At 60.6% G+C, this 26,578-nt stretch carries 18 protein-coding genes; 4 read left to right on the forward strand and 14 right to left on the reverse strand.

Annotated features, from left to right (window positions below; translation table 11 throughout):
* The 5 genes from D6877_RS26405 to hutC all read right to left on the reverse strand — a co-directional run.
* On the reverse strand, positions 1 to 791 hold a 791-nt coding region (locus D6877_RS26405; protein WP_241662956.1), incomplete at its 3' end, for a glycine betaine ABC transporter substrate-binding protein.
* Between the two features lie 71 nt (positions 792 to 862).
* Positions 863 to 2,335 (reverse strand): cytosine permease, encoded by a 1,473-nt coding sequence (locus tag D6877_RS26410; protein ID WP_130912615.1) that lies wholly within the window; start codon positions 2,333 to 2,335, stop codon positions 863 to 865.
* Positions 2,336 to 2,484: 149 nt separating this feature from the next.
* Positions 2,485 to 4,173, reverse strand: coding sequence for a urocanate hydratase (gene hutU, locus D6877_RS26415; RefSeq protein ID WP_130912616.1), 1,689 nt, complete (start codon positions 4,171 to 4,173; stop codon positions 2,485 to 2,487).
* A gap of 475 nt (positions 4,174 to 4,648) precedes the next feature.
* Positions 4,649 to 5,221 carry a HutD family protein gene (locus D6877_RS26420; RefSeq protein WP_130912617.1) on the reverse strand — a complete coding sequence of 191 codons (573 nt, stop codon included), beginning with the start codon at positions 5,219 to 5,221 and terminating at the stop codon, positions 4,649 to 4,651.
* Positions 5,218 to 5,928 carry a histidine utilization repressor gene (hutC, locus tag D6877_RS26425; protein WP_162803449.1) on the reverse strand — a complete coding sequence of 237 codons (711 nt, stop codon included), beginning with the start codon at positions 5,926 to 5,928 and terminating at the stop codon, positions 5,218 to 5,220. The genes D6877_RS26420 and hutC overlap by 4 nt, the downstream gene beginning before the upstream one ends.
* A 146-nt stretch (positions 5,929 to 6,074) precedes the next feature.
* Between hutC and D6877_RS26430 the strand changes: the two genes are divergently transcribed.
* Positions 6,075 to 7,439 carry a formimidoylglutamate deiminase gene (locus D6877_RS26430; protein WP_130912618.1) on the forward strand — a complete coding sequence of 455 codons (1,365 nt, stop codon included), beginning with the start codon at positions 6,075 to 6,077 and terminating at the stop codon, positions 7,437 to 7,439.
* 121 nt (positions 7,440 to 7,560) lie between these two features.
* Here the strand turns inward: D6877_RS26430 and D6877_RS26435 are convergent, their stop codons facing one another.
* Together D6877_RS26435 and D6877_RS26440 are read right to left on the reverse strand one after the other, a co-directional pair.
* Complete coding sequence (locus D6877_RS26435; RefSeq protein WP_110602125.1) at positions 7,561 to 8,130, reverse strand: lipocalin family protein; 570 nt, start codon at positions 8,128 to 8,130, stop codon at positions 7,561 to 7,563.
* A gap of 29 nt (positions 8,131 to 8,159) precedes the next feature.
* Complete coding sequence (locus tag D6877_RS26440; RefSeq protein ID WP_016772095.1) at positions 8,160 to 8,414, reverse strand: hypothetical protein; 255 nt, start codon at positions 8,412 to 8,414, stop codon at positions 8,160 to 8,162.
* 282 nt (positions 8,415 to 8,696) lie between these two features.
* Between D6877_RS26440 and D6877_RS26445 the strand changes: the two genes are divergently transcribed.
* Entirely contained in the window at positions 8,697 to 10,589 is a 1,893-nt protein-coding gene (locus D6877_RS26445) for a methyl-accepting chemotaxis protein (protein ID WP_206663002.1), read from the forward strand.
* Positions 10,590 to 10,899: 310 nt separating this feature from the next.
* Here the strand turns inward: D6877_RS26445 and D6877_RS26455 are convergent, their stop codons facing one another.
* From D6877_RS26455 to D6877_RS26475, 5 genes are all read right to left on the reverse strand, one after another.
* Positions 10,900 to 11,502 (reverse strand): DUF924 family protein, encoded by a 603-nt coding sequence (locus D6877_RS26455; RefSeq protein WP_130912620.1) that lies wholly within the window; start codon positions 11,500 to 11,502, stop codon positions 10,900 to 10,902.
* 3 nt (positions 11,503 to 11,505) lie between these two features.
* Positions 11,506 to 12,516, reverse strand: a complete 1,011-nt coding sequence (locus tag D6877_RS26460; RefSeq protein ID WP_039756611.1) for a class 1 fructose-bisphosphatase — start codon at positions 12,514 to 12,516, stop codon at positions 11,506 to 11,508.
* Positions 12,517 to 12,807: 291 nt separating this feature from the next.
* Positions 12,808 to 14,172 carry a DUF3999 domain-containing protein gene (locus tag D6877_RS26465; RefSeq protein ID WP_130912621.1) on the reverse strand — a complete coding sequence of 455 codons (1,365 nt, stop codon included), beginning with the start codon at positions 14,170 to 14,172 and terminating at the stop codon, positions 12,808 to 12,810.
* Complete coding sequence (locus D6877_RS26470; protein ID WP_130912622.1) at positions 14,169 to 17,750, reverse strand: DUF2339 domain-containing protein; 3,582 nt, start codon at positions 17,748 to 17,750, stop codon at positions 14,169 to 14,171. Before D6877_RS26470 ends, D6877_RS26465 begins: the two co-directional genes overlap by 4 nt.
* A 251-nt stretch (positions 17,751 to 18,001) precedes the next feature.
* On the reverse strand, positions 18,002 to 20,452 hold the full coding sequence (locus tag D6877_RS26475) for a glycogen/starch/alpha-glucan phosphorylase (RefSeq protein WP_129998296.1): 2,451 nt from the start codon (positions 20,450 to 20,452) through the stop codon (positions 18,002 to 18,004).
* 259 nt (positions 20,453 to 20,711) lie between these two features.
* Here D6877_RS26475 and D6877_RS26480 point away from each other — a divergent pair, with 259 nt between their 5' ends.
* Positions 20,712 to 21,149, forward strand: coding sequence for a YkgJ family cysteine cluster protein (locus D6877_RS26480; RefSeq protein WP_130887632.1), 438 nt, complete (start codon positions 20,712 to 20,714; stop codon positions 21,147 to 21,149).
* 255 nt (positions 21,150 to 21,404) lie between these two features.
* Here the strand turns inward: D6877_RS26480 and typA are convergent, their stop codons facing one another.
* Together typA and thiI are read right to left on the reverse strand one after the other, a co-directional pair.
* On the reverse strand, positions 21,405 to 23,225 hold the full coding sequence (gene typA / locus D6877_RS26485; protein ID WP_130912623.1) for a translational GTPase TypA: 1,821 nt from the start codon (positions 23,223 to 23,225) through the stop codon (positions 21,405 to 21,407).
* Positions 23,226 to 23,364: 139 nt separating this feature from the next.
* Complete coding sequence (gene thiI / locus D6877_RS26490; RefSeq protein WP_130912624.1) at positions 23,365 to 24,819, reverse strand: tRNA uracil 4-sulfurtransferase ThiI; 1,455 nt, start codon at positions 24,817 to 24,819, stop codon at positions 23,365 to 23,367.
* A 327-nt stretch (positions 24,820 to 25,146) separates the two neighbouring features.
* Here thiI and glnA point away from each other — a divergent pair, with 327 nt between their 5' ends.
* Positions 25,147 to 26,553, forward strand: coding sequence for a type I glutamate--ammonia ligase (gene glnA / locus D6877_RS26500; protein ID WP_016772104.1), 1,407 nt, complete (start codon positions 25,147 to 25,149; stop codon positions 26,551 to 26,553).
* Positions 26,554 to 26,578: the final 25 nt, after the last annotated feature.

The raw sequence follows: 26,578 nt of genomic DNA on the forward strand, positions 1-26,578 counted from the left end.
ACCAGTTCCGGGGCTTCGTCGTGGAAGGTTTTCGACAGGCCGACCTTGATGCTGATGCTCTTGTCGCTTTGTGCTTTGTCTTCAAGTCTGACCGCGTCGATCTGGCCCATCAGCGGGGTCGGCGACCAGTAGTAGAAGAGGATCGGCTCGCCACGCTTGTAGCTCGACAGCACTGCCGCATCCAGCGCAGGGCCGGTGCCAGGGCGGAAGTTGGTGTAGCTGTTTTCCAGACCGTAGCGCTTGAGCATTTCGCTGTTGTCGAGCTCGCAGGTCCAACCGGCCGGGCAGTTATAGAAGCGGCCCTTGGCCGGCTCTTCGGCGTCCTTGAACACGGCGGAATACTTGCCCAGGTCAGCGATGTTTTTCAGGTCCGGGGCTTTCGCCTCGAGCTTGCGCTTGGCGTCGCCTTCGATCACATAGCGCGGCACGTACCAGCCCTCGATCGCGCCCACTACCGGCGCGCCGACACCGACGACCTTGCCGGCCTTCTCGGCCTTGTTCCAGACCTCGCTGCGGCCGACCCACTCTTCGGCGAACACCTGAATATCATTGCTGCTCAGGGCGTTTTCCATGGTGATGGAATTGCCCGGCAGGCTGTCGGTCTTGCAGCCGTAACCTTTCTCCAGCACCACTTGCATAACGTCGGTCAGGAGCATGCCGCTTTCCCAGTTCAGCCCGGCGAATTTCACCGGTTTGCCCGATTCGCACCAGCCGGCGGCTTGCGTCGCACCGGCACTGGCCAACAGGCCCATGGACAGCAATGTGGTCAGCAGGGTCTTGTTCGATTTCATTGTCGTGACGCTCCTAATCATGAATGGGCTTACGGCAGTTCAAGAGGCATCCAGCCTGGTCCACGTCCAGATCAGGCCTGCGCCGCTGCGCGACCGGCCCCTCTCGTTTTTGCTTGTAGGGTGCTGTTCTGCTCGAGCGGCAGAATCAGGCGATCGGGCACTGCGCTGTGCCATTTCTTTGCGCAGAAGTAATAGACGGCGGCCGGCAGAACCAGGCCGATGATCCAGGAAATGTCGACATCGCCCAGAGCTGCCACCAGCGGCCCGGTGTAGAACTTGGTCGAGATGAACGGCAACTGCACCAGCACGCCGAACACATAGACGCTGATGCCGAGCAGGTTCCAGCGGCCGTAGCGGCCGTTCGGATCTGCCAGCGCCGGCACGTCGTAACGCTCGCGGGTGATGCAGTAGTAGTCGACCAGATTGATCGCGCTCCACGGGGTGAAGAAGGCGAGCAGAAACAGGATGAACGACTTGAACGCACCGAGGAACGAGTGCTGCCCGAGCAGCGCGATCAGCGTCGCCGCGCCGACGATGAACAGCACGAACACCAGCCGCTGCATGCGGGTAACCGTCAGGTGCCCTTTGAAGCCACTGATGATGGTGGCGATGCACATGAAGCTGCCGTAGGAGTTCAGCGTCGAGATGGTCACCTTGCCGAACGCGATGCTGAAATACAGCAGCGCGGCAGTGGCGCCGGTACCGCCTAAACCAACGATGTAAGCGACTTCGTGACCGGCGAATTGACCATTGGCCGAAGCGGCGGCAAACACGCCGAGGATCATCGCCACCTGGGCGCCGATCACCGAGCCGGCACCGGCGGCGAAAAAGGTTTTCACCGATGAAGTGGCGCTCGGCAGGTATCGCGAGTAGTCCGCTACATACGGGCCGAAAGCGATCTGCCAGGACGCCGCCAGCGACACCGCCAGCAGAAAACTGCTCCAGCTGAAATGACGAATCTGCAGGAGCGCACCGACGTCGGTCTGGCTCATCAGCCGCCAGAACAGGAACACAAAAGCGATCACGCCAATCACGCTGGCGACGCGGCCGATCCAGTGGATCACCCGATAGCCGAGCACTGTGACCAGCACGATGACACTGGCGAAAATAAGGATACCTACACTGTCGCTGACACCGAACAACTGCCCCAGCGCCTGCCCGGAGAGCACTGTCCCGGTGGCGGTGAAACCCAGGTACATCAGACACACCAGCACGATCGGAATCGCTGCGCCATAAACGCCGAATTGCACGCGACTGGAGATCATCTGCGGCAAGCCCAGTTTCGGTCCCTGCGCGGCATGCAGCGCCATCACACCACCGCCGAGCAGTTGGCCGATCAAAAGACCGATCAACGACCAGAACACATCACCGCCAAGCACCACCGCCAAGGCCCCGGTGACGATCGCGGTGATCTGCAGGTTGGCGCCCATCCACAGGGTGAACTGGCTGAACAGACGACCGTGTCTTTCCGCTTCCGGGATGTAGTCGATCGAACGCCTTTCGATCAACGGGGTACTGCCTGCACGTTCGTTGTTAACCGCCATGATTCAACCTCTGTGGATTGCTATTCGGGTTCACTGAAATTCCTCTGTGGGAGCGAGCCTGCTCGCGAATCGGGTGTATCAGTCACAGCAGTAGCGACTGACACGACGCCTTCGCGAGCAGGCTCGCTCCCACATAAAACCAGAGCGTGTTACCCGCCAGTGATCATCGGCAGATGCAGCCCCTGCTCTTTCGCACAGTCGATGGCGATCTGGTAACCGGCATCGGCATGGCGCATGACGCCAGTCGCCGGGTCGTTGTGCAGCACGCGAGCGATGCGCTCGGCGGCTTCGTCAGTACCGTCGCAAACGATCACCATCCCCGAATGCTGCGAGAAGCCCATGCCGACGCCGCCGCCGTGGTGCAGCGACACCCAGGTCGCGCCGCTGGCGGTGTTCAGCAGCGCGTTGAGCAGCGGCCAGTCGGACACGGCGTCGGAACCGTCCTGCATCGATTCGGTTTCGCGGTTGGGACTGGCCACCGAGCCGGAGTCGAGGTGGTCGCGACCGATCACCACGGGGGCCGACAGCTCTCCGCTACGGACCATTTCGTTGAAGGCCAGACCGAGCTTGGCGCGCTGGCCCAGACCGACCCAGCAGATACGCGCCGGCAGACCCTGGAAGCTGATGCGCTCGCGGGCCATGTCCAGCCAGTTGTGCAAATGCGCGTCGTCGGGGATCAGCTCTTTGACCTTGGCGTCGGTTTTGTAGATGTCCTGCGGATCACCCGACAGCGCCGCCCAACGGAACGGGCCGATGCCACGGCAGAACAGCGGACGGATGTAGGCCGGCACGAAGCCCGGGAAATCGAAAGCATTTTCGACGCCTTCTTCCTGGGCCATCTGACGGATGTTGTTGCCGTAGTCGAAAGTCGGGATGCCCTGCTTCTGGAACTCGAGCATGGCTTTGACGTGCACCGCCATCGACTGCTTGGCGGCTTTGATCACAACGGCCGGTTCGGTCTTGGCGCGGGCGCGGTATTCGTCCCAGCTCCAGCCGGCCGGCAGGTAGCCGTTGAGCGGATCGTGGGCGCTGGTCTGGTCGGTGACCATGTCCGGGCGCACGCCACGCTTGACCAGCTCCGGCAGGATTTCCGCCGCGTTGCCCAGGAGAGCGATGGAAATCGCTTTGCCTTCTTTGGTGTATTTGTCGATGCGCGCCAAAGCGTCGTCGAGGTCTTTGGCTTGCTCATCGACGTAACGGCTTTTCAGGCGGAAATCGATGCTGACCTGCTGGCATTCGATGTTCAGCGAGCAGGCGCCGGCCAGAGTGGCGGCCAGCGGTTGTGCGCCGCCCATGCCACCGAGGCCGGCCGTCAACACCCAGCGACCCTTGAGGTCAGCGTTGTAATGCTGGCGCCCGGCTTCGACGAAGGTTTCGTAGGTGCCCTGAACGATGCCCTGGCTGCCGATGTAGATCCAGCTGCCGGCGGTCATCTGGCCGTACATGGCCAGGCCTTTGGCGTCGAGTTCGTTGAAGTGTTCCCAGCTCGCCCAGTGCGGCACCAGGTTGGAGTTGGCGATCAGCACGCGCGGCGCGTTGCTATGAGTCTTGAATACGCCGACCGGCTTGCCCGACTGCACCAGCAGGGTTTCGTCGTCGTTCAGATTAGTCAGGCTTTCAACGATCTTGTCGTAGCACTCCCAGTTCCGCGCAGCGCGGCCGATGCCACCATAGACCACCAATTCTTTCGGGTTCTCGGCGACTTCCGGGTCGAGGTTGTTCATCAACATGCGCAGCGGCGCTTCAGTCAGCCAGCTCTTGGCGGTCAGCGTGTTACCGCGTGCGGCGCGGATCTGCACGTCACGAAACTTGTTGCTGTTCTGGGTATTGTCAGTCACGAAAAAGACTCCTCAGCGATCAATTCAAACCAACCCTGGCAGTGGGCAGCAGCCTGCGCGCTGTGCTGCGCGACAAGCGAATCAGTGGACGCTGCGGAGAGTCTCGACCGACTCATACGCATACGTCTTTACTTGTACATACAAGCATATGCAATCAAGCGGCCAACTTGTTGGATCGGCGTTCAAGAAAAATCATGGGCGAGGCTGTAGAGCGCCTGAATCGGGGGTTCTGGCGTGGATGAAATTTTTCTGAGGTGTATTTGAGGGAGGCGGGGCTTAGCGGCGTGAGCAGGGGTTTTGCGCCACGCTGGGGCGTTCGGTAACAAGTTGGTGCGTGAAGGGAAACAAGAGTGGGGATGGCTTTGGTGGCGAGGGGATTTATCCCCGCTGGGTCGCGAAGCGGCCCCATTCTTGATTAAAAAGGCGGTCTGCTGCGCAGCCCAGCGGGGATAAATCCCTCGCCACAGGGGTGTGTTCAGTTCTGAAGGAGTTCGATCACGCAGCATGCGGCGTTGGTGGAGACTTCGACCAGCCCACTGTTACCGTCCAGTTGCAGGCAATCATGCCGACCGAGCTGCGAAACGCCGTCGCCAACACGCGCGTCCATCCGCTCACTGACACTGAACACCAGCAGCGTTGATGTCGAGCTGAAGAACCGCTGCTCGCCGTCCAGCCACTGCAATCGCGCGCGGTAACGTTGCGGCGCGTAGATCAGATTGAAGTCGCGAATCGCACCGCCGAGCAAGGTGCAGGACACTTGGCTTTCGCCGCTGAAAGCAAACGGGTCCAAGGGTAACAATGGCCGGGTATCGTCACCGTCGACGCATAAGGTCATGCCGTCGCCCTGCAACACAGTGATGACTCGCTGGTATCCGGCAAATGTCGAGAAACCGCCTGATTCGGTGATGTCGGCGATCGACAGACGCCAGCCGAAACCGTCCAGGCCAGCGCCGGCATCACGGGTGATTTCCTCGGTACTGCCGCCGCCGTTTTTCCACGGCATGCGCGGGTAGCCTTCGGCGCGTAGAACCTTCACTTGATAATTCATTTATGAAAGCGCCCTTCCAGACGATGACGCGAACCCGGGTGGATCAAACGCGCCGCCGTCACCGGTTGACGCCCCGACCACGTACGTCGACGAATCAGCAGGCACGGCTCGCCCTTTTCGATCTGCAGCAACTTGCACTCCGACGGCTCGGCAAGAATCGCTTCAACGACGTGCTCGCCTTCGGTCAGCGGCGCGACCTGATTGAGATAGGCGTAGGGCGTTTGCAGGGTGAAATCCTGCTTGAGGTATTCCGGGGCGACCAGGGCGTTGACGAAACGGTCTTCGATTTGCACCGGAATGTCGTTTTCGTAATGCACGATCAGCGAGTGGAAGACCTTCTGGCCTTCGCGCATGTCCAGCGCCAGCGCGCGCTCGGAGCCAGCGGCCTCTTCTTCGAGGGTGATGACCTGGCAGGTGTGGCGATGGCCGCGCGAGGCGATTTCATCGGCGATGTTGTGCACTTCGAACAGCGCAGACTGGCTCTTCGGTTCGGCGACAAACGTGCCCACGCCTTGCATGCGCACCAGCAGGCCGTCGGCGGTCATCTCGCGCAGGGCGCGGTTGATGGTCATGCGGCTGAAGCCGAGCTGGCTGACCAGCTCGCTTTCGGACGGCACGCGGTAGTGCGGCGGCCAGTTACCGCTGTCGATCTGCTGTGTGATCATCTGTTTGACGCGGGCGTACAAAGGCGCCGGACTGTCGCCCATGTTCGCGGCCAACGGAGAAACTGGAGGCGGAGTCGGCACGGTTGATCCCTGTTCATTGGATGAAAGTGACTAGCTTGCCGGAGTTTACCGGGCAGGCAAACGTCTGTATATGTATATACAAATAACACACGATGGGGTGCCGAACGATGTCCGCCTTCTTTGCCGAACGCGCACTGCTGCCTGAGGGATGGGCCAACAATGTACGTCTCGAGGTCAGCGCCGATGGCCTGTTGACCCGAATCCAGGCCGATTCCAGCGCAGACGGCGCCGAACGGCTGCGCGGGCCGTTGCTGCCGGGGATGCCCAACCTGCACTCTCACGCCTTCCAGCGCGCCATGGCTGGATTGGCCGAAGTGGCCGGCAACCCCAACGACAGTTTCTGGACCTGGCGCGATCTGATGTACCGCCTCGTCGGAAAAATCAGCCCCGATCAGCTCGGCATCATCGCCCGTCAGCTGTACATCGAAATGCTCAAGGCCGGTTACACCTCGGTCGCCGAATTTCACTATGTGCACCACGACAGCAACGGCCAACCGTACGCCGATCCGGCCGAGCTGGCCTTGCGCATCAGTCAGGCCGCCAGCGAAAGCGGAATCGGTCTGACCCTGCTGCCGGTCCTTTACAGCCACTCCGGTTTCGGCGGGCAGACGCCAAATGATGGCCAGCGTCGCTTTATCAACAGCACTGAAAACTATCTGAATCTGCAAGCGCGTTTGCAGCCTTTACTGGCGCAGCAAAAGGCGCAATCGCTGGGCCTGTGTTTCCACTCGTTGCGTGCGGTGACGCCGCAGCAGATCAGCGAAGTGTTGGCGGCCAGTGACAAGCGATGCCCGGTGCACATCCACATCGCCGAGCAGCAGAAAGAAGTCGACGATTGCCTGAGCTGGAGCGGTCGCCGTCCGTTGCAATGGCTCTACGAGAACGCTGAAGTCGATCAGCGCTGGTGTCTGATCCACGCCACCCACGCCAACCCGGAAGAAGTCACGCTGATGGCCAACAGTCGCGCGATCGCCGGGCTGTGTCTGACCACTGAAGCGAATCTGGGCGACGGAATTTTCCCGGCGGTGGACTTTCTTGCCCAGGGCGGGCGCATGGGCATTGGCTCCGACAGCCATGTGTCGCTGAGCGTGGTGGAGGAATTGCGCTGGCTGGAATATGGCCAGCGCCTGCGTGATCAGCGGCGTAATCGCTTGTATGGCGCGGACCAGCCGATGGTCGGGCGCACCCTGTATGAAGCGGCGCTGGACGGCGGCGCACAGGCACTGGGGCAGCCGATCGGCGCGCTGGAAATGGGCAAGCGCGCGGACTGGATTGTGCTCGATGGCAACGATCCATATCTGGCGACTGCCAATGGCGACGGGATTCTGAATCGCTGGTTGTTCGCCGGAGGCGATCGCCAGGTGCGCGATGTGCTGGTCAATGGTCAGTGGGTGGTGCGCGATGGCCGGCACGCCGGCGAAGAGGACAGCGCCCGAGCCTTCACCCGGGTCCTGCGCGATCTCTTGGGCTGAGCCAAAACCAAACTGTGGGAGCGAGCCTGCTCGCGAACGCGGTGTATCAGTCAATATTCATGTCGACTGATACACCCTCTTCGCGAGCAGGCTCGCTCCCACATTTGATTTGTATAGCGGCTTAATTAGAGGTCTTGGCCATCTGCCGATCCGACGCGCGCCAGATCAGGCGCGTAGTGTCGTAACCCTGCTGACGCGCCTTGCTCAGCAATTCTTCGCGCACTACACCGTTGACGGTCGGCGTGCGTGACAGCAGCCACAGGTACTTGCGACTCGGATCGCCGACGATGGCGGTCTTGTAATCGTCGCTGACGTACAACACCCAGTACTCGCCCTTTGCCACACCCGGCACCAGGCGCGAGAACCAGTTATCGAATTCGACCCAGAGCTTGTCGGTCTTGCCCGGCACTTGTGGATAAGCCGTGCCCTTGGCTTCTTCCCATTGCCACTCCGGAGTCAGGCAGCGATTGAGCACGCCGACATTACCGTCAGGCTTGAGGGTGTAGTGGGCTTCGGATTGCGCGCAGTGGCGCTGAAAGAACATCGGCAAGCGTGCCAGTTCATACCAGGTGCCCTGATAACGCTTGAGATTGACGCTGTTGACGGTCTTGGGCGCCAACGGGTCGACGCCGGAAGTGGCGCAGCCAGCCAGTACCAGGCCAGCAAAAAGGATCAGCAATAACCGCTTCATTTTTTTCTCCGTGGGCGCGAAGCCCCGGTTTACTTCAGGCCTTGGCCGGAAAACATCAGCACTTTGTCACCGGCGTATTGCACGCTGATAAAGCTGTTCTTGTCGCCCCAGGTGCAGCTGGACATACCGAGCGCGCCCGAGCAATCGGTGGGCTTGCCGAGAAGGGTTTCCACTTCGGACTTGGCCATGCCGGCCGAGAGCTTGGAGTAGTTTTCCTGATTGACCTTGCTGCATGCGGCCAACAGCACGCAAAACGACAGCAGGGCGATAGATCGCAGCGACATGGTGAAACTCCTGGAACGAGGGGGGATGGCATGGTGCCAACCAGAAGCTTAGAAGAGGAAAGTGTCATCTGGTTCCGTGACCGAACGTCTATTTATCAGCCCGCCCGTCTGGCTTTTTTCGGTAAATCAAAAACTTTGTGAAGCCGTCGAGCATTTCGTCGACTTTCCCTGCAAACGCCTAATCTTTGGCGCGGCGCGGTCGAAAATAAGAGCAGCGCAACGCTGCCGAATATGGCAAATTGCCGCCCTTTCTTGACCAGCCCCTTCGCGGTAGTTCATTCGATGACCAGAAACATGAAATTCAGCCACAAGATTTTGCTGGCTGCTGCCCTCGTGGTGGCCGTTGCGTTCGCCTGTTTCATCTTCTTCAACGACTATCGCCAGCGTCAGGCCTTGAGCAGCAGCACCGAAGCGACGATGCAGGAGCTGGGCAGCCTGACCACCAGCAACATCCAGACCTGGCTGGAAAGTCGCATTCAACTGCTGCAATCGCTGTCGCAGCAAGTCGCCGTCGACGGCAACGCGCCCACCAGCCTCAAGCGCATCATCGACCTGCCCGCCTACACCGGCAATTTCCAGCTCAGCTATTTTGGCGGCGCCGACGGCGTGATGTTCTCGGTGCCTGCCGGCAACCGTGCGCCGGACTACGACCCGCGCGCTCGCGGCTGGTACAAAGCGGCCAACAGCGCGCAGCAGACCATCGTCACCGAACCGTACATCGCCGCTTCGTCGGGCAAACTGGTCATCACTGTGGCCACGCCGGTGCAGCGTCAAGGCCAGATGCTTGGCGTGGCCGGGGCCGACATCGATCTGACCAGCGTCAGCGCGATCATCAACTCGCTGAACTTCGGCGGCCACGGTCATGCGTTCATCGTCAGCGCCGAAGGCAAGATCCTGATTCACCCGGACAGCAAACTGGTGCTCAAGACCCTCGCCGAGGCCTATCCGAACGGCGCGCCTCAAGTCAGTCCGGGCTTGAAAGAAGTCGAGTTCGACGGCAAAACCCAGTTGATTTCCTTCACTCGCGTCAACGGCGTGCCTTCGGCTGACTGGTACGTGGCACTGGTGCTCGACAAAGACACCGCATTCTCGATGCTCAGCGAATTCCGCACCTCGGCACTGATCGCCATGGTCATCGCCGTGCTGATCATCATCGGCCTGCTCGGCATGCTGATTCGCGTGCTGATGCAGCCACTTCTGACCATGGGCCGCGCGATGCATGACATCGCTGAAGGCGAAGGCGACCTGACCAAGCGTCTGGTGATTCACGGCAACGATGAATTCGGCGCACTGGGTACGTCGTTCAACCGCTTCGTCGAACGCATTCATACGTCGATCCGCGAAGTGTCCTCGGCCACCGGCCAGGTCAACGAAGTCGCCCTGCGTGTGGTCGCTGCATCGAACTCGTCGATGTACAACTCAGACCAGCAGGCCAGCCGCACCAACAGCGTCGCCGCCGCGATCAATCAGCTCGGCGCCGCCGCTCAGGAAATCGCCCAGAACGCCGCCCTCGCCTCGCAGCATTCCAGCGACGCGCGCAGCCTGGCGGTCGATGGCCAGCAGGTCGTGGATAAAACCATTCAAGCCATGCAGCAACTCTCGGCGAAGATCAGCGACTCCTGCGGCAACATCGAAACGCTTAACAGCAACACGGTGAACATCGGTCAGATTCTCGAAGTGATCACCAGCATTTCCCAGCAGACCAACCTGCTCGCACTCAACGCCGCCATCGAAGCCGCGCGTGCCGGTGAGGCCGGGCGTGGTTTCGCCGTGGTCGCCGATGAGGTCCGCAATCTAGCCCACCGCACCCAGGATTCGGCGCAGCAAGTGCAGAAGATGATCGAAGAGCTGCAGGTCGGCGCACGTCAGGCGGTGACCATCATGACCGAGAGCCAGCGTGAGAGCGAAAGCAGCGTCGGCATCGCCAACCAGGCCGGCGAGCGTCTGGGCAGCGTGACCCAGCGCATCGGCGAAATCGACGGCATGAACCAGTCGGTGGCCACCGCGACCGAAGAACAGACAGCCGTGGTCGAGTCGATCAACGTTGATATCAACGAGATCAACACGCTGAACCAGGAAGGCGTGGAGAACTTGCAGGCGACATTGCGCGCGTGTTCGGATCTTGAGCAGCAAGCCGCGCGGTTGAAGCATCTGGTCGGCAGCTTCAGGATCTAAGCCGCGGCCTCAGGCTTCCTCGCGAGCAGGCTCGCTCCCACAGGGATCTCCGGTGGTTACACAATTTGAGTGCACCACCAAATCCTGTGGGAGCGAGCCTGCTCGCGAAAGCGGCCTGCATCACGCAGAATGTCTTCAATATAAACATCGGGAATTTGCCAGATGAACAAGAAACACAACGGGGTTCATCCAGATCAAATCACATTATTGGCAATCCTTGCGCTGGGTAGCGAGGAAATCGATCGAGGAAACTATACAAACGCTGAAGACGTATTTCTTGAGCTAGATGAACTGGATCCAGCCCAGCAAACTAGAACCGTGATCCAGGTTTGGAAAGAAATACCAACTCTTCAGCCGTAGACTCCCGCCCCAACACCGCATTGCGATGCGGAAACCGGCCAAACTGCGCAATCACCTTCCGATGCCGCTCGGCATAGTCCAGGTTATCGGCAAACACCGCCCGCTCCGACTCTGGCTGTTCAGCCACCAATTCAATAAATCTGGAAACGGCTTCGTTCTGCACTGCGAGGTTTTCGCAGTGTTCGAATACCAGATAAATGAATACCCGCTGAATCGGTTTCAACTGCCGATCGAAATCCGCTGCAATGCCTTGCGCGACGAGCTTCTGTGCGCGCAGATCACCGGAAAAGGCTTTGGGGGTATCGCGATAGATCATGCGCGGCAGTTGATCAAGCAACAGCACCACCGCCAGCCAGCCTTCGGGACATTGCGTCCACTCGGTCAATTCGCCGGCCAGGGCCTGATCGACAAAGACCCCGAAGCGCGTCTGCGCTTCGAGGTCCTGGCTGTTTCGCTTGCCGAACCACAACTTGCCCTTTTCGGCCGCTACTTCGCTGGCTGATTCGGCGTGTCCGAACCACCAGTCGAGCAACGGCTGCCAGGGCGCGTGCATGGTTTATTCCTTGTGGTAAGCCGTGGCGCGGGCGACTTCTTCTTTCGAACCGAGGAACACTGCAACGCGCTGGTGCAGGCCTTCCGGCTGGATGTCGAGAATGCGCTGGTGACCGTCGGTGGACGCGCCGCCGGCTTGTTCGACAAGGAACGACATCGGGTTGGCTTCATACATCAGGCGCAGCTTGCCCGGTTTCGACGGCTCGCGGCTGTCGCGCGGGTACATGAACAGACCGCCACGGGTCAGAATGCGGTGTACGTCGGCAACCATCGCCGCGACCCAACGCATGTTGTAGTTCTTCTTCAACGGGCCTTCTTCACCGGCCAGCAGCTCGCCGACATAGCGCTGCACCGGGGCTTCCCAGTGACGCTGGTTGGACATGTTGATGGCGAATTCCTGAGTGGTTTCAGGAATGGTGATGTCTTCGTGAGTCAGGACGAAGCTGCCCATTTCACGATCGAGGGTGAAGCCTTTGACGCCGTCGCCCAGGGTCAGCACCAGCATGGTCTGCGGGCCGTAGATGGCGTAACCGGCGGCCACTTGCTGGGTGCCTGGCTGCAGGAAGGCTTTTTCGTTCAGCGGCTCGTTCTGGCTCAGGTATTCGTTCGGGCAACGCAGTACCGAGAAGATCGTGCCGACCGGGGCGTTGATGTCGATGTTCGACGAGCCATCCAGTGGGTCGAACACCAGCAGGTACGCGCCTTTCGGGTATTTGCCCGGGATCTGGTAGGCGTTGTCCATTTCTTCGGACGCCATACCGGCCAGGTGACCGCCCCATTCGTTGGCTTCGAGCAGGATCTCGTTCGACAGCACGTCGAGCTTCTTCTGCACTTCGCCTTGCACGTTCTCGGTGCCCATGCTGCCCAGAACACCACCCAGAGCGCCTTTGGACACGGCGTGGCTGATCTCCTTGCAGGCACGCGCCACCACTTCGATCAAAAAGCGCAGATCGGCAGGAGTGTTGTTGCTGCGGGTCTGCTCAATCAAATAGCGACTCAAGGTAACGCGGGACATGGACGGCTCCGGTGGAATGGGGGGCGGAAAACCCGCGCAGTTTACAGGGAGTCTGAAAACCTAGCGAGCGAAGACGCCGGCTAACGTGCGCCTGGGTGTATTTGCCTGTATGAGACGTGATTGTCGGTGCAGAGTTCAGGTGTCGGGTTGAGCGTAGTTCGGTTCGGCATGAGCGACTGAAGATTTTCAGTGTCTGCCCGGGCGCTTTCGCGAGCAGGCTCGCTCCCACAGGGCAATGCATTCCATTGTGGGAGCGAGCCCGCTCGCGAACGGCGCAAAGCGCCGCCATGCTCAGGTATTGGCAGGCGGCTTGCGCAACAGGCTGAACGCCATCGCCCCGAGAAACACCACACTGAGCAACAACACCGCCCACAAGCCGAGTTTCTTCCAATTGGTTCCGGCCACCGCAGCCGTGGTAGCCGTCGAGGTCTGCGTGGCCAGCGCTTCGCCCTGCACCGTTGCCTTGCCCAGGCTCGCCAGTTTTTCTGGCTTGAAATCCGGAATCAACGTTGCCAGCGGCAGGTTCGCCGTTTTCACCGTGGCATTGCCCAAGGCCAGGCTGTACGGCCCGTCGCCCCGGGCGAGGAAGATCACTTGCGTGGCGCGCACTGCGTATTTCAGGTCCGGCGCCTGCTCACCCAACCCGCCGCCGCGCTCATCCACGGTCAGCTTGAGTTGCTGCACGGTCTGCCCGGACAGCGGGATTTCGTTCTGCACCACATCCTGATTGTTCTGGCTCAGGCGATACAGCAAACCGCTGCTCAGTGGCTGCCACGGCAAGTTGCTTTCACGTCGACCAGCCAACGTGACCGGCGCCAGACTGTTCGGCTGTTTCAGCTCAACCTGCACCCGCTCGACATTCAGCCCCATCGGCAACTGCCAGGTGTATTCCCCGGATTTGCTGCTGCTGCCGGCCACGCTGGGCGACCACACCAAAGGCAGCGGCAGGTTGCGCGGGTCGCTGCTTTTCAATTGCGCCGACGTCAGGACGGGCGCCGAACCCGGCGACTCCCACAACAGGCGCACATAGCGCGCGGTCTGCCCCGGCAAAGTCACTTCGTGCTGTTCGATGCGCTCATCGGAAAAGGTCAGCCGTGCCACCTGGCCCTCGCCCCATGCCTGCCAGTGCTGCAGATCGTCGCTGGCCTCGATGCTGAAACGCTGGAAACCGTCGCGCTCGCTGGTCCAGTCGAGGACCAACTGCTGCAATGGCGCCTTGATCGCGCTGGCATCGAGCAGCCAGCCGCGCAGCACTTCTTCGCCGGCCTCCAGTTGCGAGGACGGTTGCACTTCGACCAGTGTGCCGTTGGTGGTCGACTGCACGCGCACGTTCGGCGCGCGCTCGCTGGCATCGGCGGCGTTGTACAGCGGGAACCACTTGACCTCATGCAGCTTGCCGTCGTCGCGGGTCTGCGCCGATTCGCGAGCCAAGGCATAGGCCTGCGCTTCGCCGGCGGCGTTGAACACACGCAGGTCGCCGAGATCGGTCTGGCGCGCCTGCAATTGCGCGCTCAGCGGCAGGTCGAGGCGATACCACGGGCCATTGCCGCTCACCGTCAACGGCACTTGCGTGGCGAAGTCCGCCGGTTTTTCCTGAGCGCCAGCGACCATCACCACGCCCAGCGCCAACCACCCCAGATTCAGCATGCGACTCAAGATGCAACTCCTTCGGTTTCCGGCGCGGGTTTGTCCGCCGCCGGTTCGGCCTCGACGCGTTTGGGTGGCAGCGGCGCGAAGTAGCCGACCACCAGCAGCAATACGCCGACACCGATAAACGAGACGATCCGGGCGAGGCCGCCACGGTTGCTCAGTTCGACAAAAATCAGTTTGGCCACCACCAGCGCAATCAGTGCCGCGCCGATCAGCCACACTTCGCGGCGATGGCGCAGATGGCCGCCGATCATCAGCCCCAGCGCCATCAACGTCCAGACGATCGACAGGCCGGCCTGCACCAGCATCGACGCGAGCAGTTGATCAAGCTCGAACGGAATACCGGCCCAGTGATGCGCGGCGCGAGTGACCAGCGCGGTGCAGAAGGCGAACAGCGAAACCCCGGCGATCAGTTGCGTGGCATGGTCGGCGTAGTCCTTACGGATCGACAGTTGTGCAACGGCGCTGCGCGACCAGACATAAACGCCGAACAGCGCGAACAACAGGCCCAACTCCAACGGGTTGAGCAGCGGCACATAGGGCAACGGTTCGGCATTGCCATCGCTGACGCCATTGGCCAGCCAGAACCACGCCAGCATCAACACCGCCAGCGGTGCCGCCGCATACAAGCGGTACTCGCGGGCAAATGCGGCCACCGGCCACGGCCACGTACGGTGAGCAGCCATCAGCAGCAGATACAGGCTCGGCAGAATCGCCCAGCCCAGCCAGCGCCACGCGTTGTATTGCTCGGACAACAGCAGCAGGCCGTAACGCAGCTCCAGCGCCAGCACGCCGATCAGCAGCCAGCAACCGAGTACATGGGCCGCGCTCAAGGCCCGCGCCGGCAACATCGACGCCAAGCGGCGCAGGCTGAAGAAATGCACCGCGAACAGTACCGGCCATGCCAGCCAACCGAAGTCGGCGGCCGGGTGATAGCGCGCATGCCACGCGCTGAGCAACACCAGCGCTGCCGTCGGAGTCAGCAAGGTGCAGAGCAACCCCAGCGCCGGCCATTTCAGGCGCAGCGACAACAGTGTCCACAGCGCTACACTGCTCGCCGCGACCAACAGCAACAACGTGCCATGCAGATTCGGCGAAGCAAACCGCAGCACTTCGCTGACCCACGCCAGCGCCCACCAAGCGGCGCCCCAGACCAGCAGCACGTGCGACAAGCGTTGCAAACTCAAGGCATCGAACGCCGAGGCGTGGTTGCCCAGTTGCAAGCGCCACGCACCGATCATCGCTGCCAAACCGAGCACCAGCGGCGTCCAGAAGCCGCCATGGGCCAGCGGTTTCAGCCCTTCGCTGGACAGCGGCCCGAGCCATTCAGGGCCGGCGAGCAGAAACGCCGCGCCGCCGACCAGTTGCAACAGCAGCCCGAAAACGAAACTCAGACGCTGTTGCAGGTACAGGCTCAGCCAGATGATCAGCAAACCGCTGGCCGCCCACACTGCACTCGCGGTTTGCCACGGCAGCACGAACAGCACCGCCAGATTGATCAGCACCAAGCCGGCCAGCAGCACCACCGACAAGCCACGCAGCAGGCGCACATCGCCGCGCACCATCTCATCCCGCGCCGCCAGCAGCATGCCGCCAATCAAGGCCAGACCGATCAAGGACGCACTGAGCAAACCGCTCCAGCCCGCACTGAATACCGCCGCAGAATCTTCGCCGGCACTTTGCAGACGCAGCAGGAACAACGCGCCACCAAGTAGCTGAACACCGAACGCAGTGAACAGGAACGTGCGCGATTGAATCCGCAGTCCGACAAACAACGTTACCAAACCGGCCAACGCCCAACTGATCGCCGTGCCCTGAATGAACAGGAACAACGGTGCCAGCAGATAGAGGAAAGTCAGGCCCAGACATGCCAGCACCGGAAGACCCTGGCGCTCCCACGGCGAAGTCTGCTCAGGCGTAGCCTTGCGCAATTGATCGAAACTGAACAGCAGCGCAAGCCCGAGCATCAGTGCGCCCAGCGGTGCGCCGTCGAGCAGGCTGCTGTCGCCGAGCTGCAACTGGCTGAGAAACGCCAGTGCCGAACCCAGTTGCAGCAGTAAGGCAAAGGCCCGGGCAAACGGTCGATGCTGACGCAACCCGAGCCAGAAAATTCCCGCGCCTTCCACGGCCCACGCCGCAGAAGTCCAGCGCGCATCGAGCCCCAGCGGAATCGCCAGGCTGGCGAAAATCACTCCCAGCGCCAGGCAGGTTTCGCCCAGCAGCATCGCGCGCCCGCCCATCAAAACTTTGGCCAGCGCCATATAGATCATGCCCAGCGCCAACGCGCTGAACGCCGCCGCGAATTCGAGGTGCTGGACCAACGCAAACTGCAAACCGAAGCCAATGATCGGCGGGCCGAACAGCATGGTGCCGTCGACATAATCACCCTTGCGTGCAGACCATTGCAGCAGCGCCTCGCGATCAGCCTCCGCCGGAGCATCCTGCAGGTCGCGCAATTTGCGCCGGGCGAACAGCAGGCCGATGGCGAGGTACATGAGGAAAAACACAATCAGGAACGGCTCGGTGCTCCACAGCAATTCCGGTGTGTAGGAGCGCAGGCCCCAGGCGAATCCGATACCGAAGGTGCCGACAAAACCGATCAGGTTGAGCAGGCGCCAGGCCTTGAACCAGGCGATGGCGAGAATGCCTGCGTTGAGCAAGGCGAAATAACTGAACAGTGCGACGTGATTGCCTTCGCCTGTAGAGGTGAGAATCGGCGCGGCGAAACCGCCCAACGCTGCCGCTGCGGCCAACCCCAGCGCGTCCTGGGTAATCGCCAGAATGGCCGAGAACACCGTCACCGCGACCAGCAAACCGAGTGCAGCGGACGGATCAAGCAACGGATGCAAACGCATCGCCGCAAACACCGTCAGGTACAACACCGCGATCCCGGTGCCTTGCAGCATCAATGCATAGTTGCTGTTGCGTCGGCGCAACCACCAGCCCAGCGCAAGCAGAGCCAACGCCGCTGCCGCGACGCCGGCGTAACGCAACTCGATCGGCACCACCATGCCTTCGGTGGCGTAACGCAGTAAAAACGCCAGACCGAAAAACAGCAGCACCACACCGACGCGCAGCACTGTATTGCCGCCAAACAGCCAGTTGCGCGCAGCGCCGATGCCGCGTTCGATCAGGTTCGGGCCACGGGGTTCGGCGGGTTTTTGCGGTGGTGCAACGGGAGCCGGTTCGGCGCGCCAGACATCGGCCGGCAGCGGCTGGCTGGTTTCGCGGGCGACGGCGGAAATCGGTTCGAGTTCGGGAGGCAGTTCCCAGATCAGTTCAGGGGTCAGGGCAGCCTGCTCAGCCACGTCGACGGGTGCGGCGACTGGCTCGGCTTCAGGTGGCGGCGCGGGCGCATGCGAGGGCAAACCCTCCAGCACAAACAGCCGCTGAGCCACGCCTTGCAAGGCTTCGCGCACCTGCTCGAGTTGGCGCTGCTGCTCCGCCGCCTGCGAACCAAGGCGCGCAATGCGTAGCGCCTGGCCGATGACCAGCCCCAGCAGCGCACCCAACAGCGCGCCACTGACAGACTCGTCAAGCAGCCCACCGAGCACCAGCCCGATCAACATGAACATCCATTGCATGGTCGATATCCCTAAGCAGCCCCGAGACGGGGCGAGTCCGGCGATGGCTTCAGTCTAGGCACAAACCTTGTGGGAGCGAGCCTGCTCGCGAAGGCGGATTGTCAGCCAACATTTCTGTTTAAGTCGACGATCGCTTCGCGAGCAGGCTCGCTCCCACAGGGGATGGCGGTGATTGATGCCTTTTAACCGGCGCTCAGTATATCGATCCGGCCCAACAAACGTTGGGCCCTGCGCAGATTTGTTGCGGAAAGTTACTCCAGCGCTTTCCAGATATCCGTGGCGTACTCGCGAATCGTCCGGTCGGAAGAGAACCAGCCCATCCGCGAGGTGTTGAGCACCGCCGAACGCCACCAGTTCTGCGAGTCATGCCAGTGCGCATCGACACGCTTCTGCGCTTCCCAGTAGGAGTCGAAGTCGGCGCAGACCAGGAAGCGGTCATAGTCGATCAACGAGTCGATCAGGCCGGTGTAACGCGAGGTATCGTCCGGCGAGAACACACCGCTGCGAATCGCTTGCAGTACATCGTTCAAACGATGGGAGGCAGCGATGTCGGGTACGGCGCTGAACTCGTGGTTCTGCTTGCGCGCTTCAACCTGTTGCGCGCTGAGGCCGAAGATGAACATGTGCTCGGCGCCGATACGCTCGCACATCTCCACGTTGGCGCCGTCGAGGGTGCCGATGGTCAGCGCGCCGTTGAGGCCGAACTTCATGTTACTGGTGCCTGACGCCTCGAAACCGGCGGTGGAAATCTGCTCGGACAAGTCCGCTGCCGGGATGATGCTCTCGGCCAGGCTGACGTTGTAGTTGGGCAGGAACACCACTTTCAGCAGGCCACGCACGGTCGGATCGTTGTTCACCACCCGAGCAATGTCATTGGTCAGCTTGATGATCAGCTTGGCCTGGTGATAACTCGCCGCCGCTTTACCGGCGAAGATCTTCACCCGTGGCACCCAGTCGACTTCCGGCTCGGCACGAATCGCCTGGTACAACGCCACAGTGTGCAGCAGGTTGAGCAATTGACGCTTGTATTCGTGGATACGTTTGACCTGCACGTCGAACATCGCCGCCGGGTTGACCGCGATCCCCAGGCGTTCGTGAATCAGGTACGCCAACGCCTTCTTGCTGTGCAAACGCTGCTCGGCGAAGGCTTTGCGGAACGCGGTTTTCTCGGCGAACGGCTCGAGTTCGAGCAGGCGCTCTTCGGGATGGTCGAGCACGTCCGGGCCGAGGGCATCGACCAGCATCGAGGTCAGTTCCGGGTTGGCCTGATACAGCCAGCGGCGGAAGGTGATGCCGTTGGTTTTGTTGTTGATCCGCTCCGGATAGAGCTTGTGCAGTTCGGCGAATACGGTTTTGCGCATCAGTTGCGTGTGCAGACCGGACACGCCGTTGACGCTGTGCGAACCGAGGAACGCGAGGTTGCCCATGCGCACCCGGCGGCCGTTGTCTTCTTCGATCAGCGACACCGCGCGCAACACGTCGAAGTCATGAATGCCCTTGGCCCGCAGCGAATCGATGTGCTGCGCGTTGATCAGATAAATGATCTGCATGTGCCGCGGCAGCATGCGTTCCATCAGGCCCACCGGCCAGGTTTCCAGCGCTTCAGGCAGCAGCGTGTGGTTGGTGTACGACAGCGTGTCGACGGTGACTTGCCATGCTGCGTCCCACGCCACGTCGTAGACGTCGACCAGTTGGCGCATCAGTTCGGCCACGGCGATCGAGGGGTGAGTGTCGTTGAGCTGGATCGCCGCGTGGTCACCGAGGGTCAGCACCGAGGTGTGCATGTTGCGATGACGGCGCAGCAGATCCTGCAGCGAGGCGGCGACGAAGAAGTATTCCTGACGCAGGCGCAGTTCTTGCCCGGCTTCGGTGCTGTCGGCCGGGTAGAGGACGCGGGAGATACTTTCGGCGCGGGCCACTTCCGCCACGGCGCCCAGGTGGTCACCGGCGTTGAAGCGCTCCAGGTGCAGGTCTTCCATGGCGCGGGCACGCCACAGGCGCAGAGTATTGACGCTCGCCCCGCGCCAGCCGACCACCGGCGTGTCGTAGGCAATCGCGCGCACGGTTTCCGCCGGCGACCAGACCTGACGAGTCTTGCCCGAGGCATCGGTGACGGTTTCGACGCTGCCGCCGAAGCCGATCGGGTACACCACTTCCGGACGCTCGAACTCCCAAGGGTTGCCGAAATCCAGCCAGTGTTCGGTCTGCTCCTGTTGCCAGCCATCGACAATCGCCTGACGGAACAAGCCATGCTCATAACGAATGCCATAGCCATGGCCGGCGATGCCAAGGGTCGACATGCTTTCCATGAAGCACGCCGCGAGACGACCGAGGCCGCCGTTGCCGAGCGCCGCATCGGGCTCCAGCAGGCGGATGCGCTCCAGATCGACGCCCAGTTCGGTCAACGCTTCACGGGCAACATCGAGCAGGCCGAGGTTGCTCAGGCTGTCGTAGAGCAAACGGCCGATGAGAAATTCCAGCGAGAGGTAATAAACCCGCTTCTGGCCTTTGCGATAGATCTGTCGGGTGTGGTCCATCCAGTGTTCGACCATGTGATCACGCGCAGCCAGGGCGATGGCTTCGAACCAGTCATGGTCGAAGGCGTGATCGGGGTCTTTGCCCACGGCGTAGGTGAGTTTGGTCAGGACGGCGTCGCGGAACGCGGCCACCTCTGCTTCGCGAACTAGTGGTTCTTGAGTCATCAACAGGACCTCGAGCGAGCGGGAATTTTCTGAGCCTAGACGGTCTGACCGGCGGTAACGGCTCTGGTTCGGCAGTATTTGCGCGGACTGTGCGCCAGTGCGACATAACCTTGGCGGATGAGCCAATGAATGCAGGGGCCGTGCCGTCCTGTCGGGAAAAATGCGGCCGCTGCAAAAATATCCGGCGAAAGGTTGTTCAAAATTCCACCGCTCCCGGTATGATCGCGCGCCCTGATGCATACACGCCTGGTAACTCCCGATGATGAAGCCCAACCTGATAGCCGCCGCCGAGATTGATCGTCTCGATACGTGGGCCAAATATTCGGCACCGATGTGCGGCTCGTGCATGTCCAGCTGCTGCACGCTGCCGGTCGAAGTGAAGATCAAGGATCTGGTGCGCATCGGTGTGGTCGACGAGTTCGAACTGGGCGATCCGCCAAAGAACATCGCCAAGCGTCTGCAAAAGGAAGGTCTGGTCGAGCGCTTCAATCAGAAGTCGGGAATCTTCACCCTGCAGCGCATGAGCAACAACGACTGCTATTACCTGGATCGTAAAACGCGCCTGTGCACCATTTATGACAAGCGCCCGGACACCTGCCGCAACCACCCGAAAATCGGCCCGCGGCCGGGGTATTGCGCTTACAAGCCGAAAGAAGTCGAGCGGGTGCAGAATTTCCGATCAATTGAGCGCTTCTGAGCGACGCTGAGCTCTTGGGTAGCCGTTAAACCCCAGCCCCTCACCCCAGCCCTCTCCCGAGGGAGAGGGAGCCGATCTCTGTCGGCTTCCAAACCTGAGTTCGATTCGATTACTCAGGTCGATGCAAAATCAAAGAACAACTCGGTCAGTCCCCTCTCCCTCCGGGAGAGGGCTAGGGTGAGGGACTTTTGAGCCCGGACAAACAAAAACGCCCCCGGTCTCGCGACCGGGGGCGTTTTTTATTCCAGGGCTGGATTACGCCTTGGCTTTCTTGGCAGCGCGGGTACGCTCGCTTTCGTCGAGGATCTTCTTGCGAAGACGGATCGACTTAGGCGTGACTTCGCACAGCTCGTCTTCCTGGATGTATTCCAGAGCCTGTTCCAGGGTGAACTTCACCGGTGGTACCAGAGCGATGGTTTCGTCTTTACCCGAAGCACGCATGTTGTCGAGCTTCTTGCCTTTGGTTGGGTTGACACCCAGGTCGTTGTCGCGGCTGTTCTGACCAACGATCTGACCGTTGTAGATCTCCTGGCCGTGTTCTACGAACAGCTTGCCGCGAGCCTGCAGGGTTTCCAGCGAGTAGGTCAGTGCCTTGCCGGTTTCAACCGAAACCAGAACGCCGTTCTGACGGCCGGACATGTGGCCCGACTTCACTGGAGCGTAACGGTCGAAGATCGAGGTCAGGATGCCAGCACCGTTGGTCAGGGTCAGGAACTGGTTACGGAAACCGATCAGACCGCGAGCAGGGATGTTGTATTCCAGACGTACACGGCCCTTGCCATCCGGCACCATGTTGCTCAGGTCGCCCTTACGCAGGCCCATCTCTTCCATGACCTTGCCCTGGGATTCTTCAGGGATGTCGATGGTCACGTTTTCAAACGGTTCCTGCTTCACGCCGTCAACTTCACGGATGATCACTTCAGGACGGCCCAGGGCCAGTTCGAAGCCTTCGCGACGCATGGTTTCGATCAGTACCGAGAGGTGCAGCTCACCACGGCCGGAAACCTTGAACTTGTCAGCCGAGTCGCCTTCTTCAACGCGCAGTGCAACGTTGTACAGCAGCTCTTTGTCCAGACGATCCTTGATGTTACGGGAGGTCACGAACTTGCCTTCTTTACCGCAGAATGGCGAGTCGTTTACCTGGAAGGTCATGGAAACGGTTGGCTCGTCAACGGTCAGCGGCTTCATCGCCTCGACGGTGTTGATATCGCACAGAGTGTCGGAGATGAACAGCTCGTCGAAGCCGCTGATGCAGACGATGTCGCCGGCTGCTGCTTCGTCAACGTCAATGCGGTGCAGACCGTGGTGACCCATCAGCTTCAGGATACGACCGTTGCGGCGCTTGCCGTCGGCGCTGATGGCGACAACCGGGGTGTTCGGCTTGACGCGACCGCGAGCGATACGGCCAACACCGATAACACCCAGGAAGCTGTTGTAGTCCAGAGCGGAGATCTGCATCTGGAACGGACCGTCACGGTCAACGGCCGGAGGCGGAACGTGGTCGACTACCGCCTGGTACAGCGCGGTCATGTCTTCGCCCATGGCGGTGTGGTCCAGACCGGCAATGCCGTTCAGGGCCGAAGCGTAAACAACCTGGAAGTCCAGTTGTTCTTCGGTCGCACCGAGGTTGTCGAACAGGTCGAAGATCTGGTCCAGAACCCAGTCCGGACGCGCGCCTGGACGGTCAACCTTGTTGATCACCACGATTGGACGCAGGCCGGCTTCGAAAGCCTTCTTGGTCACGAAGCGGGTTTGCGGCATAGGGCCGTCCTGAGCGTCAACCAGCAGCAGAACGGAGTCGACCATCGACATTACGCGTTCAACTTCGCCGCCGAAGTCGGCGTGGCCCGGGGTGTCCACGATGTTGATGTGGTAGCCGTTCCAGTTGATGGCGGTGTTCTTCGCCAGAATGGTAATACCGCGCTCTTTTTCCTGGTCGTTGGAGTCCATCACGCGCTCGTCGTTGAGCTCGTTGCGCTCCAGGGTGCCGGATTGACGCAGGAGTTTGTCTACCAGGGTGGTTTTACCGTGGTCAACGTGGGCAATGATGGCGATGTTGCGTAGATTTTCGATCACTTGTGTATCTCGATCAGAGGATTCGGTTTGCTGACAAGTCATGGCAGCGATTAGCAGTAGTGTCCGGCATGGCCGTTACAGCTTGACGGCGGTGTCGGGGGGCCGGTGACGCAGGCCACAGGCAAACAGCCCCGGGCACTTAGCTCGGTCGATAAACGCGCACATTGGCATGCCCCTCACTGAGCAAATGGTGAGCATGCAGGCGACTCATCACGCCTTTGTCGCAATACAGCAGGTACTGGCGAGTAGGGTCCAGTTCCTTGAAACGTGCGTTCACTGCATAGAACGGCATCGTCTGTACCTCTATGCCGGCGAGTTCCAGCGGGTCATCCTCGGCGGCATCCGGGTGGCGGATGTCGATGACGATCTGACCGGCCAGCGCTTCGCTGACTTCTTCAATCTGCAAATCCTGGCCCAATTCGTCGATCACCCGATCGATAGGCACCAGTTTGGCGTTGGCGAGCGCACGCTCGAGCACCGCCATGTCGAATTCTTTCTCTTCGTGTTCAACCCGGCCACGCTTGGCGGCGGTCTTGGGGTTGACCGAGATCACGCCGCAATATTCCGGCATGTGCCGGGCGAAATCGGCGGTGCCGATCTCGTTGGCGGTGTCGATGATGTCCTGCTTGTGCGCGACGATCAGCGGTCGCAGCACCAGCTTGTCGGTCACGCAGTCGATCACCGACAGGTTCGGCAGCGTCTGGCTCGACACCTGGGAGATCGCTTCACCGGTCACCAGTGCATCGATGTGCAGGCGTTCGGCGATCTCGGACGAGGCGCGCAACATCATACGCTTCAAAACCACGCCCATATGACTGTTATCGACTTTGCCGAGAATTTCGCCCAGCACTTCCTCGAACGGCACACTGACAAATAGCACGCGTTGCGAGCTGCCGTACTTCTTCCAGATGAAGTGCGCGACTTCCATCACGCCCAATTCGTGGGCACGCCCGCCGAGATTGAAGAAGCAGAAGTGCGCCATCAGGCCGCGACGCATGATCTGGTAAGCCGCCACGGTCGAATCGAAGCCGCCGGACATCAATACCAGCGTCTGCTCCAGCGCACCCAGCGGGTAGCCGCCGATGCCGTTGTGCTGGCTGTGAATCACGAACAACCGTTTGTCGCGAACTTCGATACGGACTTCGATTTCCGGCGCTTTCAGGTCGATTCCGGCCGCACCGCACTCGCGACGCAGCTTGCTGCCGACGTATTTTTCCACGTCCATCGAGCTGAAGGCATGCTTGCCTGCGCGCTTGCAGCGCACCGAGAAAATCTTCCCGGCCAGTGCATCGCCGTAGTGCTGTTTGCACTTTTCGGTGATGTCGTCGAAGTCGCCCAGCGGGTACTCGTCGATCTGCAGAAAATGCGCGATGCCCGGCATGCAGGTCAGGCGCTCGCCCATCTCTTTCAAGGCTTTGGCGTCGGTAACGCGGGTTTCCAGCTCGAGATTGTCCCACACGCCGTTCACCACCACGGCCGGGTCCAGGTCACGGAGCACGGTGCGGATGTTCTTGGCCAACTGGCGGATGAATTTCGTCCGGACAGGTCGGCTTTTGATGGTGATCTCGGGGAAGACTTTTACGATAAGTTTCATGAAAACAGCGCGCGAACGGCCAGCCGAAAAAGGGGGGCGCGGATTATAGCGGAAATTGCTCAAGGTTTAACCAGTTAATGTGCAGAAGGTTTTGCTTGCACCAAAACAGGTCATTTCTGAATTTAAACGCAACATTAAGGGGCGGGATTTGTCGATTCAGTACCTCGCACGCCTTAATAAGCGTGAATTTGGGGCAAAAAACCCATGCTGGGGCACTGGCATGCAATTTGCTCCCTTGTGAGGCAGGTTGCCTTGGCAGAGTATTCGCGCCGGCATCACCATTATTAAGGGCATCCACTACCCGCCCTAATTCACCCGGAGGACACTATGTCGAAGTCGGTTCAACTCATCAAAGATCATGACGTCAAGTGGATTGATCTGCGCTTCACGGACACCAAAGGCACTCAGCACCACGTGACCATGCCGGCTCGCGATGCGCTGGATGACGACTTCTTCGAAGTCGGCAAGATGTTCGACGGTTCCTCCATCTCCGGCTGGAAAGGCATCGAAGCCTCCGACATGATCCTGATGCCGGTCGACGAAACTGCCGTACTCGATCCGTTCACCGAAGACCCAACCCTGATCCTGGTGTGCGACATCATCGAGCCTTCGAGCATGCAGGGCTACGATCGCGACCCACGTGCGATCGCCAAGCGCGCCGAAGAGCACCTGAAAGCTACCGGTATCGGTGACACCGTATTCGCCGGTCCAGAGCCTGAGTTCTTCATCTTTGACTCGGTGAAATTCAAGTCGGACATCTCCGGCTCGATGTTCAAGATCTACTCCGAGCAAGGTTCGTGGATGTCCGACCAGGACATCGAAGGCGGCAACAAGGGTCACCGTCCAGGCGTGAAAGGCGGCTACTTCCCGGTTCCACCGTTCGACCACGACCACGAAATCCGTACCGCCATGTGCAACGCACTGGAAGAAATGGGTCAGTCGGTTGAAGTTCACCACCACGAAGTGGCAACTGCCGGCCAGAACGAAATCGGCGTCAAGTTCAACACCCTGGTGAAGAAGGCTGACGAAGTTCAGACCCTGAAATACGTTGTGCACAACGTTGCCGACGCTTACGGCCGCACCGCGACCTTCATGCCGAAGCCACTGTACGGCGACAACGGTTCGGGCATGCACGTGCACATGTCGATCTGGAAAGACGGCAAGAACACCTTCGCAGGTGAAGGCTATGCCGGCCTGTCCGATACCGCTCTGTACTTCATCGGCGGCATCATCAAGCACGGTAAGGCCCTGAACGGCTTCACCAACCCGGCGACCAACTCCTACAAGCGTCTGGTGCCAGGCTTCGAAGCGCCAGTAATGCTGGCCTACTCGGCGCGCAACCGTTCCGCTTCGATCCGTATTCCTTACGTGTCGAGCCCGAAAGCCCGCCGTATCGAAGCACGCTTCCCGGATCCGGCTGCCAACCCGTACCTGGCTTTCGCAGCGCTGCTGATGGCCGGCCTGGACGGTATCCAGAACAAGATCCACCCAGGCGATGCCGCCGACAAGAACCTGTACGATCTGCCGCCTGAAGAGGCGAAAGAGATCCCACAGGTTTGCGGCAGCCTGAAAGAAGCCCTGGAAGAGCTGGACAAGGGCCGCGCGTTCCTGACCAAGGGCGGCGTGTTCTCCGACGACTTCATCGACGCTTACATCGCGCTGAAATCGGAAGAAGAAATCAAGGTTCGCACCTTCGTACACCCACTGGAATATGAGCTGTACTACAGCTGCTGATCCGGTAGCGCTGCGTAAAGTGGCG

Source organism: Pseudomonas sp. Sample_9 (assembly GCF_004307535.1).
Taxonomy (GTDB): Bacteria; Pseudomonadota; Gammaproteobacteria; order Pseudomonadales; family Pseudomonadaceae; genus Aquipseudomonas; species Aquipseudomonas mercuritolerans.

Excerpts from the sequence above, each read along its gene's own strand:
- D6877_RS26410 (WP_130912615.1), bottom strand. The coding sequence starts at position 2,335 with ATGGCGGTTAACAACGAACGTGCAGGCAGTACCCCGTTGATCGAAAGG.
- D6877_RS26420 (WP_130912617.1), bottom strand. The coding sequence starts at position 5,221 with ATGAATTATCAAGTGAAGGTTCTACGCGCCGAAGGCTACCCGCGCATG.
- hutC (WP_162803449.1), bottom strand. The coding sequence starts at position 5,928 with ATGGGCGACAGTCCGGCGCCTTTGTACGCCCGCGTCAAACAGATGATC.
- D6877_RS26430 (WP_130912618.1), top strand. The coding sequence starts at position 6,075 with ATGTCCGCCTTCTTTGCCGAACGCGCACTGCTGCCTGAGGGATGGGCC.
- D6877_RS26435 (WP_110602125.1), bottom strand. The coding sequence starts at position 8,130 with ATGAAGCGGTTATTGCTGATCCTTTTTGCTGGCCTGGTACTGGCTGGC.
- D6877_RS26440 (WP_016772095.1), bottom strand. The coding sequence starts at position 8,414 with ATGTCGCTGCGATCTATCGCCCTGCTGTCGTTTTGCGTGCTGTTGGCC.
- D6877_RS26445 (WP_206663002.1), top strand. The coding sequence starts at position 8,697 with ATGACCAGAAACATGAAATTCAGCCACAAGATTTTGCTGGCTGCTGCC.
- D6877_RS26455 (WP_130912620.1), bottom strand. The coding sequence starts at position 11,502 with ATGCACGCGCCCTGGCAGCCGTTGCTCGACTGGTGGTTCGGACACGCC.
- D6877_RS26460 (WP_039756611.1), bottom strand. The coding sequence starts at position 12,516 with ATGTCCCGCGTTACCTTGAGTCGCTATTTGATTGAGCAGACCCGCAGC.
- D6877_RS26470 (WP_130912622.1), bottom strand. The coding sequence starts at position 17,750 with ATGCAATGGATGTTCATGTTGATCGGGCTGGTGCTCGGTGGGCTGCTT.
- D6877_RS26475 (WP_129998296.1), bottom strand. The coding sequence starts at position 20,452 with ATGACTCAAGAACCACTAGTTCGCGAAGCAGAGGTGGCCGCGTTCCGC.
- D6877_RS26480 (WP_130887632.1), top strand. The coding sequence starts at position 20,712 with ATGATGAAGCCCAACCTGATAGCCGCCGCCGAGATTGATCGTCTCGAT.
- thiI (WP_130912624.1), bottom strand. The coding sequence starts at position 24,819 with ATGAAACTTATCGTAAAAGTCTTCCCCGAGATCACCATCAAAAGCCGA.
- glnA (WP_016772104.1), top strand. The coding sequence starts at position 25,147 with ATGTCGAAGTCGGTTCAACTCATCAAAGATCATGACGTCAAGTGGATT.